The organism is Paenibacillus sp. NEAU-GSW1 (assembly GCF_009737085.1).
Classification (GTDB): domain Bacteria; phylum Bacillota; class Bacilli; order Paenibacillales; family Paenibacillaceae; genus Pristimantibacillus.
Genome location: NZ_WOVL01000041.1, coordinates 16458 through 27774, shown reverse-complemented (window position 1 = coordinate 27774; position 11317 = coordinate 16458). Strand labels below are relative to the sequence as shown.

The 11317-nt window shown below is 46.6% G+C and carries 9 protein-coding genes, 16 tRNA genes and 1 rRNA gene; all 26 read left to right on the top strand.

The window, feature by feature from the left end; translation table 11 throughout:
* A 23S ribosomal RNA gene (locus GOM71_RS22645) occupies window positions 1-124 on the top strand; the annotation flags it as partial.
* A gap of 127 nt (window positions 125-251) precedes the next feature.
* A tRNA-Asn gene (locus GOM71_RS22640) sits at window positions 252-327 on the top strand.
* A gap of 3 nt (window positions 328-330) precedes the next feature.
* Window positions 331-421, top strand: a tRNA-Ser gene (locus tag GOM71_RS22635).
* Between the two features lie 5 nt (window positions 422-426).
* Window positions 427-501 (top strand) — tRNA-Glu (locus tag GOM71_RS22630).
* A gap of 81 nt (window positions 502-582) precedes the next feature.
* Window positions 583-658 (top strand) — tRNA-Val (locus GOM71_RS22625).
* 17 nt (window positions 659-675) lie between these two features.
* Window positions 676-752 (top strand) — tRNA-Met (locus GOM71_RS22620).
* 32 nt (window positions 753-784) lie between these two features.
* Window positions 785-861 (top strand) — tRNA-Asp (locus tag GOM71_RS22615).
* A 16-nt stretch (window positions 862-877) separates the two neighbouring features.
* Window positions 878-953: transfer RNA gene (locus tag GOM71_RS22610), tRNA-Phe, on the top strand.
* 17 nt (window positions 954-970) lie between these two features.
* Window positions 971-1046, top strand: a tRNA-Thr gene (locus tag GOM71_RS22605).
* A 5-nt stretch (window positions 1047-1051) separates the two neighbouring features.
* Window positions 1052-1136: transfer RNA gene (locus GOM71_RS22600), tRNA-Tyr, on the top strand.
* An 8-nt stretch (window positions 1137-1144) separates the two neighbouring features.
* Window positions 1145-1218: transfer RNA gene (locus GOM71_RS22595), tRNA-Trp, on the top strand.
* Between the two features lie 16 nt (window positions 1219-1234).
* A tRNA-His gene (locus tag GOM71_RS22590) sits at window positions 1235-1310 on the top strand.
* Between the two features lie 15 nt (window positions 1311-1325).
* Window positions 1326-1400: transfer RNA gene (locus GOM71_RS22585), tRNA-Gln, on the top strand.
* A gap of 7 nt (window positions 1401-1407) precedes the next feature.
* A tRNA-Gly gene (locus GOM71_RS22580) sits at window positions 1408-1482 on the top strand.
* Between the two features lie 7 nt (window positions 1483-1489).
* A tRNA-Cys gene (locus tag GOM71_RS22575) sits at window positions 1490-1563 on the top strand.
* A 24-nt stretch (window positions 1564-1587) separates the two neighbouring features.
* Window positions 1588-1664, top strand: a tRNA-Arg gene (locus GOM71_RS22570).
* A 20-nt stretch (window positions 1665-1684) separates the two neighbouring features.
* Window positions 1685-1766: transfer RNA gene (locus GOM71_RS22565), tRNA-Leu, on the top strand.
* A gap of 395 nt (window positions 1767-2161) precedes the next feature.
* Complete coding sequence (locus GOM71_RS24015) at window positions 2162-2485, top strand: hypothetical protein (protein ID WP_173275948.1); 324 nt, start codon at window positions 2162-2164, stop codon at window positions 2483-2485.
* Window positions 2486-2587: 102 nt separating this feature from the next.
* The gene (locus GOM71_RS22560) at window positions 2588-4327 is read left to right on the top strand and encodes a sensor histidine kinase (RefSeq protein WP_156285260.1); all 1740 of its coding nucleotides are present in this window, start codon (window positions 2588-2590) and stop codon (window positions 4325-4327) included.
* A 7-nt stretch (window positions 4328-4334) separates the two neighbouring features.
* Complete coding sequence (locus tag GOM71_RS22555) at window positions 4335-5939, top strand: response regulator (protein ID WP_156285258.1); 1605 nt, start codon at window positions 4335-4337, stop codon at window positions 5937-5939.
* A 102-nt stretch (window positions 5940-6041) separates the two neighbouring features.
* A complete protein-coding gene (locus GOM71_RS22550) occupies window positions 6042-6956 on the top strand; it encodes an ABC transporter permease (protein WP_253944989.1) in 915 nt (304 codons plus the stop codon).
* 22 nt (window positions 6957-6978) lie between these two features.
* Window positions 6979-7908, top strand: coding sequence for a carbohydrate ABC transporter permease (locus GOM71_RS22545; RefSeq protein ID WP_156285256.1), 930 nt, complete (start codon window positions 6979-6981; stop codon window positions 7906-7908).
* An 87-nt stretch (window positions 7909-7995) separates the two neighbouring features.
* A complete protein-coding gene (locus GOM71_RS22540; RefSeq protein ID WP_156285254.1) occupies window positions 7996-9573 on the top strand; it encodes an ABC transporter substrate-binding protein in 1578 nt (525 codons plus the stop codon).
* Between the two features lie 230 nt (window positions 9574-9803).
* Window positions 9804-10100 carry a LiaF transmembrane domain-containing protein gene (locus GOM71_RS22535; RefSeq protein WP_156285252.1) on the top strand — a complete coding sequence of 99 codons (297 nt, stop codon included), beginning with the start codon at window positions 9804-9806 and terminating at the stop codon, window positions 10098-10100.
* Window positions 10101-10129: 29 nt separating this feature from the next.
* Window positions 10130-10813 carry a PspA/IM30 family protein gene (locus GOM71_RS22530; RefSeq protein ID WP_156285250.1) on the top strand — a complete coding sequence of 228 codons (684 nt, stop codon included), beginning with the start codon at window positions 10130-10132 and terminating at the stop codon, window positions 10811-10813.
* Window positions 10801-11316, top strand: coding sequence for a PspC domain-containing protein (locus GOM71_RS22525; protein WP_156285248.1), 516 nt, complete (start codon window positions 10801-10803; stop codon window positions 11314-11316). Before GOM71_RS22530 ends, GOM71_RS22525 begins: the two co-directional genes overlap by 13 nt.
* Window position 11317: the final 1 nt, after the last annotated feature.

The following is an 11317-nucleotide window of genomic DNA, read 5'->3' as shown; positions in this document are numbered from 1 at the left end:
CCCCCTCAAGATGAGATTTCCCAATTCGTAAGACCCCTTGAAGACGACGAGGTTGATAGGCTGGGGGTGGAAGCACAGCAATGTGTGGAGCTGACCAGTACTAATCGGTCGAGGGCTTATCCTAATGGAGCCCCACAAAGTGAAGCGAACGCTTCCGGAGTTAATTCCGATACCTTTGCGGGGACCCCGAACTTGCTAAAGAGTTCAAACATTTCGCATCCAGTTTTCAAGGCGTAAAGCTTTGATACTATTCCCTGATAGCTCAGTTGGTAGAGCACTCGACTGTTAATCGAGTTGTCACAGGTTCGAGTCCTGTTCGGGGAGCCATATAGAGAGGTGTCCGAGTGGTCGAAGGAGCACGATTGGAAATCGTGTAGGCTCTAACCGGGTCTCGAGGGTTCGAATCCCTTCCTCTCTGCCATATATGGCCCGTTGGTCAAGGGGTTAAGACACCTCCCTTTCACGGAGGTAACAGGGGTTCGAATCCCCTACGGGTCACCATTTGCTTTAAAAACAACTTCAAAAAAAGTGTTGCAAAGCATAGACGAATGTGATATATTATAAAAGTCGCTCACATGATATGGAGGCTTAGCTCAGCTGGGAGAGCATCTGCCTTACAAGCAGAGGGTCGGGGGTTCGATCCCCTCAGCCTCCACCATATCGACTTAACGATGACGCGGGGTGGAGCAGCTCGGTAGCTCGTCGGGCTCATAACCCGAAGGTCACAGGTTCAAATCCTGTCCCCGCAACCAACTTTACCATCGGATTTATCCGAGAACGATGTGGAGCTGTGGTGTAGAGGCCTAACATGCCTGCCTGTCACGCAGGAGACCGCGGGTTCGAATCCCGTCAGCTCCGCCATTTTTAAACAACATCAGGCTCGGTAGCTCAGTTGGTAGAGCAGAGGACTGAAAATCCTCGTGTCGGCGGTTCGATTCCGTCCCGAGCCACCATTTTTACAAATGAATATGCCGGTGTAGCTCAGTTGGTAGAGCAACTGACTTGTAATCAGTAGGTCGTGGGTTCGACTCCTATCGCCGGCACCATGTGTGGAGGGCTAGTGAAGTGGCTAAACACGGCAGACTGTAAATCTGCTCTCTCTGAGTTCGGTGGTTCGAATCCATCGCCCTCCACCATAACCTTTAGGGGCATAGTTTAAAGGTAGAACAAAGGTCTCCAAAACCTTTGGTGTGGGTTCAATTCCTGCTGCCCCTGCCAATTGAATAAAATTATGGCGGTCGTGGCGAAGTGGTTAACGCATCGGATTGTGGCTCCGAGATTCGAGGGTTCGATTCCCTTCGATCGCCCCATTTTTCAAAACCTGTTGGGGATTAGCCAAGCGGTAAGGCAACGGACTTTGACTCCGTCATTCCTAGGTTCGATCCCTAGATCCCCAGCCATTTATATGCGGAAGTGGCTCAGCGGTAGAGCATCGCCTTGCCAAGGCGAGGGTCGCGGGTTCGATTCCCGTCTTCCGCTCCATTATTGTGGCGCCATAGCCAAGTGGTAAGGCAGAGCTCTGCAAAAGCTTTACCCCCAGTTCGAGTCTGGGTGGCGCCTCCACAAATTTTTTAAAAGCTTCATTATGTGCCCTTAGCTCAGCTGGATAGAGCGTTTGACTACGAATCAAAAGGTCAGGAGTTCGAATCTCTTAGGGCACGCCATCTTTACAATTTTATAACATGCCGGTGTGGCGGAATGGCAGACGCGCGCGACTCAAAATCGTGAGGGAAACCGTGGGGGTTCGAGTCCCTTCACCGGCACCAGATTTAACAACGAACAGCCTTTAAGATCATTCATTGATCTTAAAGGCTTTTTTTGTTTATCAAGCCGTTTGATTGACCATACTGGTAGGTAAATGTAGAGGTAATGATGATTATGTACACTAAACAGTACGTTTAGGACTCGAAACGATAGGATGGGCGTCTAAATTTTTATGCCATTCATCATCTTGATGTTTCTGTTTCTTGTGGCTTTTTTGCTGCCGCAAGTTAGCGTGGAACGGATTCAGCCCATAATGGAACATGGTTTTAGACCGATTCATCTTGCAGGGTTCTATTTTTTAGCTTACAGGAGTTTGTTGTATTTCTTATGCTGGCGCCCTATGTGAATCGGTCAGATCAGTGAAAAAAGCGATGTTGCAAGGTAAAGCTATACGCTAATGTTGGCCAGTTCTTGCAGCGTGTGGAGGGATGTTGGCAGTCATCTGGCTGATTACAATCTTCTTCGAAATAGCGGTATGCTTTTACGCGATTGTGCTGGGAACAGCCCAAATGTTGCAATTAAGGATTACCGGCCTGTAACGCTGCCTTTAGGGATGATTATGGTTGTGCTTGAGGTTGTCGTATATGAGAATATTGTTAATTTCATCGAATATACGCCGAAACCCCGGTCGATCTATGCTACGATCTTTATGGTTTTTCTTCCTTTATTTTTACTAATTGTGGATGCGATAAAGCCGAAAAATAAAGCAAAAGACTCTTGAAGTGCGTAGAAACTTCCGCTTTATGGGTTTTTTGTTGTTTCTAGAAAGCGCTTTAAATGATAGAATGTGTAATAGCTGATTGGTATGGGAGGAAAAAATTCGTTGAGGTTTGGCAAATCGATAAGAACAAAGCTTATTATTGGATTTATGGGCGTCATGCTTCCCATTGTCGCATTTATGCTCATCAGCAATACCATAACAAGAGATCTTGTACGGGAGAAAGTGTCGGAGTCCTATCGCAATACGATGGATATATTTGTAGGGAAGATGGACGACAGTCTCGCCGATGTGAACGAATATTTTTTTCAAATGTCAGTGCTGGACTCAGATGTCGGCTTGCTGATGTCTTTTCCTATGGATGATGATTCCTATATGCTGACCAAAGTGCGTCTGGATTCTAAACTGAATCGGGACGTAAGCGTATACGGGATACTCGATAGCATTTTTTTATATCATAAGAATGATATTATTTTTGGAACGAAGAGCATTTACGGCGATACCAAAAGTATTATCAAAAAGACAATGGACGAGCTGACTGCTCCGGAGAGCATGAAACGAGACGATTCGGTTGATTGGGTCGTTTGTTATGACGAGCGTGTGCCGGGGAATTATTTTTTGGTGAACTTCACCCAAGTGAACGAAGAATTGTTCGTAGGCGCGACTATTCTAGTGAATGACATCAATAAGCAGCTTGGCATCCAATGGAGCGACGGCGATATCGGATACAGCGGAATCTACATGCGGGAAGGAGATCGTCTGCTGCAGCCGATCTCTGGAGCGAAGTCGCCGATTTCGAACACGTTGACGATTTCCTCCAATCCGTACGATACGATAAAAAGCCCGGAGAGCGGCGCGGATTATTTGGTCATGGACCGGAAAAGCGATATCGTCAATATTGCCTATCGTGTCGCGATACCAGAAAAAACGTTGCTTCGAAGCTTGGATTTTTTTCAGGATGTCGCATTATTTGCGCCAATTGGATTTTTAGCGCTCTTGTTCATTTACTTATTTTTAATGCGCAATATGCTGTTTAAGCCGTTGCAGGAGCTTATTCTCGGAATGAAGAAAATATCGCTTGGCATGCTCGACGTCAGACTGGACCGTAGCAAGTCCTCTCAGGAGTTCGTATTCCTAGGCAACACATTTAACAAAATGGTCGAGCAAATTAAAACGCTAAAAATCGACGTTTATGAGGAGCAGCTGCGCGTTAAGCAGGGAGAGCTCAAGCAGCTTCAAGCACAAATCAACCCGCATTTTTATATGAACAGCTTGAATATCATTTACAATCTGGCTGCGCTCAACGACACGGAGTCGGTAAAAAAAATGTCGCTTCATCTGGCCGATTATTTCCGCTTTATTATGCGGTCTAATCGGGACACCATTACACTTGGCGAAGAGCTGGCACATATCGACAATTATATTACGATCCAGAAAATGAGATTTCCAGATAAGCTAGAGTTTACATATGAAGCATCAGAATCGTTGCTCAACTATCCGATTATGGCGCTCACCGTGCAGCCGTTTGTAGAAAATGCGATTATACACGGATTTAAAAATCGCAGGAAAGTGTTCCATATTGAAATTGAGGTCGAACCTGAAGGTCCGCAGCTGTTGATTCGCATTAAAGACAACGGCGTTGGGTTTGCCGACGATGTGCTTCGCGACCTTAAGGCAGGCGTTCCGCTGCAAGAAGCGGAATCAAGCAGGCTTGGCATTATGAACGTTATTCATCGGCTTAATTTGACATATGACGACAAAGCGTCGGTCAGCTTTAGCAATCGCAGCGATCAGAGCGGAGCCGTTGTTACGATTATGCTGCCAAAATTACCGGAGGAGGGGTAGATAAGCCATGTATACATTATTGATTGTAGATGATGAAGAAATAGCGATTCGCGGCATCGTTAACGGAATTGATTGGAGCGATATGCCCTTTGATTCCATAGTAACGGCTTACGATTCCGAGGAAGCGAAAGAAATTATGCAGCAGCAAACGATTCATGTTGTCATTTCGGATATCGATATGCCGAATGAAAGCGGCATTCAACTGCTGGAATGGGTCAATGAATATTCACCGGGCAGCGTTACGATTTTTTTAACGGGCCATGCCGATTTCAAATATGCACAGCAAGCGGTTCAATTGGATTGTTATGAATATTTGCTGAAGCCGGTCGATCATAAGCAATTGAAGGAATGTGTGTCGGGGGCGATCGATAAAGTCCGCGAAAATGAAAAAATCGTCGAAATTCGCACGACCTATAATCACTACTATGAACAATGGAATAAGCAACGTCCGGCTCTAATCGAACGATTCTGGCAGGATGTGCTGCATTATCGGGTTTCAACCGCTCCTGCGCAGTTAGAGGACGCGATGAACACATATGGGATCGAAATGAAAGCAGACAGCCATATTCGGGCCGTATTGATCAGTATTGAGCAATGGCGGGAGGATTGGTCGGCGCGCGATGAAGAAATTATGACCTATGGCGTTAAAAATGCGGCAGATGAGCTTATTCGCGGCGCGCATCCGGGGCATGCAGTGCAAGATGCGAACGGGATATTGTTTGTGTTGTTTTACGGCGCAAACGAGGAGCAGGAGGAATTTGTTGCAGAAAAATGCCGCAGTTTTATTCAACAGTGCGCTGCGATGCTCCATTGCCGGCTGTCCTGTTATGTTGGACAACCCGTTCCAGTTAAACAACTGCGCGCAAATGCCGAGTTGCTGCTCGAGATGGAGAAAAACAATGTCAGCGCCTCATGCACGGTCATTATGGAGCGGGATTTTATACGGAAATCGGGTGCGGCGCTGCTGCATGAGCTGCCGTTTGCCGACTGGGCGCTGCTGCTCGATTCCGGCAAGCGGACGGAGCTGTCGCTTCGCATAGATGAAACTTTCGATCAAATGCAGGAGGCCCAGGTTGAATATACATACATGGCTGCTTTCTATTACGGCTTCATGAATATGCTTTTTCAATGGATGACGAAAAAAACGATTGCGCAAACGGATGTTTTTGCAAGACGGGAATGGGAAGAAGGCGAGCAAGCGATGAAATCGCTGCAACGCATGCGCGCTTGGATCCATCAGATTGTAAGTCAACTTGTCGAATATACGGAAAAGAACGGGAAGGATGTTTCTCAAGTCGTGGAACGAATCCGCCGCTATATGGAGGAGCATATCGACGAAGAGTTTAGCCGCGAGCAAGCAGCCGATGAAGTATTCCTGAATCCGGCATATTTGTCCCGATTGTTCCGCAGAGAAACAGGCTACTCTTTGACCGATTATCTCGTTCGGCTGCGAATTTCAAAGGCGCGGACGGAGCTCGAGAAGACGAACACTCGCATCAGCGACATCGCATCGATGGTAGGCTATTCGAACTTCTCGCATTTTTCGAAGCTGTTCAAGAAGGAAACGGGCTTTACGCCTCAGGAATACCGCAAAAAAGTGCAGGCTATTTAAGAAGTCATTTTAGCGTTAATAAAGTCACGGTGCCGATAGAACATCGGCATCTTTTTTTTTACAATAAAACTACGAAGAGAGAGAGAAGACAGGAGGAAACACATGACATTCGTTAGTAACGTAAGGAAGTACTGGATCTTTTACGTGATGATGCTGCCGGGGTTGCTGTTCTTGATTTTCAACAACTACATCCCGATGCTCGGTACGCTGATTGCATTTAAAAGCGTCAATTACGCAGACGGCTTAATAGCAAGTCCATGGATCGGATGGGATAACTTCAAATATCTCTTCCGCACCTCAGATGCATGGATCATTACCCGGAATACGGTTCTATACAACGTAGGTTTTATTATCTTAAACCTCATTGTTCCGATTTCCTTCGCAATTATGCTGAACGAAATGAAAAACAAAGTGCTTGCGAAATTCCATCAATCGATCGTATTTCTGCCTTACTTCTTGTCGATGATCGTTGTAAGCTATCTCGTATACGGATTTTTGCATGATACACACGGCTTTATAAACACTTCCGTATTCAAATGGCTCGGACTAGAACCGGTGCAATGGTATTTCGAAACGAAGATTTGGCCATACCTGCTCCCGCTCGTAAATACATGGAAAAACGTCGGTTACTACACGGTATTGTACCTAGCAGCTATTATCGGGATTGATGACGAGTATTATGAAGCGGCAACGATCGACGGAGCCGGCAAATGGAAACAAATCATTAGCGTTACGATTCCGTTGCTGATGCCTACAATTATCGTTCTGACGCTGTTGCAAATCGGGAAAATCTTCTATGCGGATTTCGGTTTGTTCTTTCAAGTTCCGATGGAATCTGGATCGCTGTTCCCTGTTACAAATGTAATCGATACGTATGTATACCGCACATTTATTGCTCTTGGCGATATCGGCTTATCATCTGCAGCAGGCTTGTACCAGTCGGTTGTCGGTTTCCTTCTCGTATTTGTGTCGAACTGGGTAGTAAGAAAGATTGACAGAGACAGCGCCTTATTCTAGAAGCACGGAGGATTGAAACTTTATGAGTACAAATGCTAGCAAAGCGACCTCAAATCCGTTTAATGCGGTGTCGCCTACCGCGAATAGCTTGATTAATATTTTCTTTATCATCTACTCGTTGTGCTGTATTATACCGCTGTTATTGATTTTCATGGTCTCGTTGTCAAATGAGCAGGATGTTGTAACACTCGGCTACAGCTTTTTTCCGAAGCAATTCGATTTAAGCGCATATAAATTTCTGATGGAGGACTGGAAGCAAATCGTTACTTCTTACGGTGTAACGGTATTCGTTACGGTAATAGGTACAGTTATTAGCGTTGTACTCATGGCGCTTTACGCCTATCCGATTTCACGGACCGACTTCCCGCATCGCAAGTTTTTCACCTTCTTCATCTTCTTTACAATGCTGTTTAACGGCGGGCTTGTACCTTGGTACCTCGTTTACGTCAACATGCTGCATTTGAAGGACAATATATGGGCGCTAATCTTGCCGCTGCTCGTATCCGCATTCTTCGTGCTCATTATCCGGACGTTCTTCCAGACGACGATTCCAACGGCGGTTCTTGAATCTGCAAAAATCGACGGAGCCGGCGAGATCCGAATCTTCTTCCAAATTGTGATGCCGCTGTCACTTCCGGTTATTGCAACGGTAGCACTGTTCAGCGTGGTTAACTACTGGAACGACTGGTTTCTCAGCCTTGTCTTTATTGCAGACGATAAGACGATCAGTATTCAGTATCTGATGTACAAAATGCTGCTCAACATTCAGTACCTGTCGACGAATAGCAACGCGGCTTCAGCCATTGCGGCAGCAGGCGGGCAGGTATCGTTCCCGAATGAGACGGTTCGGATGGCAATGGCTATTATGGGAATTGGCCCAATCGTCTTCGCTTATCCGTTCTTCCAGAAATATTTCGTCAAAGGTCTCACCGTTGGCGCAGTAAAAGGTTAACAGCTTCAACATGTTCGGCTGTAATCGGGCAATGTCCGATTTAGCATAGATGCATCATACTACATTATTGTGGGAGGTCATTTTGAAATGGTAAGTGTTAAAAAGAAAAGATTAAACAGCGCATTGTTTCTCACAGTTGCAATGATGCTGGTGCTCAGCGCTTGTTCGGGCAATGGCAACAAAAACAAGGAAGAAGGCAATGGCCAAGCTTCTCCGGCTGCTACAACAGAGGCGTCTGCAGAGCCGACTACAGAAGCATCTGAAGCACCTGCTGCATCCAATTTGAAGCCTTACAAGCTGAAACTGGTATACACTGGCGCTCCTCAGAAAGACGAAGCAAAAATAGAAGCTGAATTGAACAAATACCTGACGGAAAAAATCAATGCTACTATTGATATTGCTCCAATCGATTGGGGTCCGTGGGAAGATAAACTGAACCTGATGATCGCTTCCCGTGAGAAGGTGGACATTATCTTCACTGCGCAATGGCAAAAACATGCGATCAACGTAAACAAAGGCGCGTTCCTCGATCTCGGAGAACTGCTGAAATCCCATGGCAAGGATGTTTTGAGTTCGATGGATCAAGCCATTTGGGACGGCGCGAAAATCGATGGCAAAAACTATGGTGTTCCAACAAACAAAGAATTCGCTGCGCAAGGCGGTATCGTTTACCGTAAAGATTGGGCTGAAGAGCTCGGCATCGATATGACTGCTGTTAAAACGATTGCAGACCTTGACGCCGTATTCAAAACCGTTAAAGAGAAAAAACCAGGAGTCACTCCGCTCTATCTTAAAGACGGCGAAACGTTCAACTCCCACTACTTCGGCAACTATGATCCGCTCGGCGACACATCGATTCCAGGTACAATCCTGAAAGACGGAGACAGCACGACGATTGTAGCTCCTTACGACGATGCCCGTTATATAGAAACGTTGAAAATTACTCGCGACTTCTACAAAAAAGGCTATATCAACACGGATGCTGCTGTAACGAAAACGATGAACTACGATGCACTGAAAGCCGGCAACGTATTTGCAATGACAGCTTCGCTGAAACCGGGCAAAGCTGCCGAGCTTGAAATTCAAACTGGCCTGACCGGCAAGCTAGCACAGCTGGAAATGAATGAAAAAACGACTGCAACTTCGGAAGCAGCAGGTTCCATGCTTGCAATCTCCTCCACTTCGGGAGATAAGGAGCGCGCAATGATGTTCATCAACTTGCTCCACACGGACAAATACGTGAATAACTTGCTGAACTTCGGTATCGAAGGCGAGCATTACACGAAAGTTAGCGATGAAATTATCAAATCGACAGACAAAACGAAAAACTACACGCCAGGCGCAGCTTGGATGTTCGGCAGCCAATTCCTGAACTATGTTTGGGATACGGAAGATCCGGAGAAATGGGCTAAATTCACGGAGTTCAACAAAAACTCCAAAGTTTCCCCTGGTATCGGTTTTGTATTCGACGGCGAATCGGTTAAAGCTGAAGTCGGCGCGATCGTAAACGTTGACAAACAATTTAAAACGGCTCTGGAAACAGGTTCCGTTGACGTAGACAAAGTGCTTCCGCAATACAAAGACAAACTGATCAAAGCTGGCATTGAGAAAATCATTAAAGCGAAACAAGAGCAGTTTGACGCATTCTTGGCTACTAAAAAATAATTAAGTATTAGAGAGGCCATCCCTGGGCGACGACGGGGATGGCCTCTTTTTGCTGTAAATAGCGATACTTCGATAGGCTGGGCATGCGCCCCGACTAAGGTCTAGTGCATAAACCGCCGCAAGTCCGTTTTAGAAAATCGGAAAACGATCTAGAATAAGAACATAAGCAAGAGAGCAATGCAACAACCAAAAACATAGACGGAAAAAAGCGAAAGGTGGTGGAGGAAAGCATGGATGGCAAAAAAGCGTTAGGCGTACTGCTTGCGATCGTCGGCGGTCTTGTGGTTCTCAATTTTATCGGGGTGCACTTTGGAGCGATATTCGGATTCTTGTTCCCATTCATTCTGATCGGACTTGGGGTGGTCGGCTGGAAGAACGATAAGAAATGGATCGGCGGCATACTGGCAGCAATCGGCGCGATTATGGTAATCGGCAAGTTCTCCAGTTTGATCATGCTGCTTGCAGCAATCGGGGTTATCGTCTACGGCGTATCCCTTATTAAAAAAAGAAATTACCGCGGTTATTAAAATAGAGAACGGCGAGGAGGTCAATACGAATGAGCATTGTACGGCGCGTTCGCGACATTACGGTCGCAACATTGAATGAACGGTTAGAAAAGGCTGAAGATCCGGTTAAGCTGATTGATCAGTTTCTCTGGTCGACTAGAGAGGATATCATTCAAGCGGAACGGCTTTATCAGCAGTACGCTGGGCATAGCAATCATCTGAAAGTGCAGTGGCTGCAAGCGGAACAGCAAAAGGAAAAACGCGAGCAGCAAGCCATTACAGCGCTTAAAGCCGGCGAAGAGCAACTGGCGCGCATCGCATTGATGGAGAAAGCGAGCAGTGAGGAACGAGCTTTGCAATATCGCGATTTGTACGAGCAAAGCCGGCAAAGCACGCTGGATCTCGAAGAACAGCTTCGTGAAATGCGCAGCGAATATCAAACGGTATATGACAAACGTGAATATTACGCGGCAAGAATGGAGTCGCTGCGCTTGCAGCAAAAACTTAACTCCCGTTACGCGAGTTATGGAGAGCAAGGAGGCAACCCGGGCTCGATGTTCCGCCGGCTCGAAGATCGCATTAGCGATATGGAAATGGAAGCGAAAAGCTTCTCCGATCTGCGCAGAATGGGCAGAGAATTCGCTTCGGAAGCGGGAACTACGATTCAATCGGTCATTGAACGCGAGATGGAGCTGCTGAAACGCAAGCTTGATAAGGAAGGATGGTCATCGTGAAAAAAATGTACCGCTCAGCGCGTGACAAAAAGCTGTTTGGCTTGTGCGGCGGATTAGCAGAAACGATCAATGTCGATGCAACGCTATTGCGGATACTGCTTATCGTAGTGACGATCTTTACTAGCGGCATGATCATTCCTGTATATATTATCGCCGGACTTGTCATTCCGAAGGAACCGCCGTATTACAACGGCTTCGGTCCGGGACCAGGCTATGGCGGCGGCTACGGCGGTTACGGGAATGGCTATGGCACCAACGGCTACGGTAATAACAATTATGGCAGCGGCTATGGCCAGGCGCCGACAGGAGGACCATATCGGAACCCTCCGCACCCGCCAAAACCGCCATGGGGCACAAATCCGGCTCAACAGCCTAGTGATATTCCGCAGCAATCAAACGCTCAGTTCGACCGCATGATGGATGATTTGGAGAAGAAAGCGCTCCGCAAAGAAATCGATGAACTTAAAGCCAAACTGGCGAAATATGAGAAGGGAGAGATTTAAG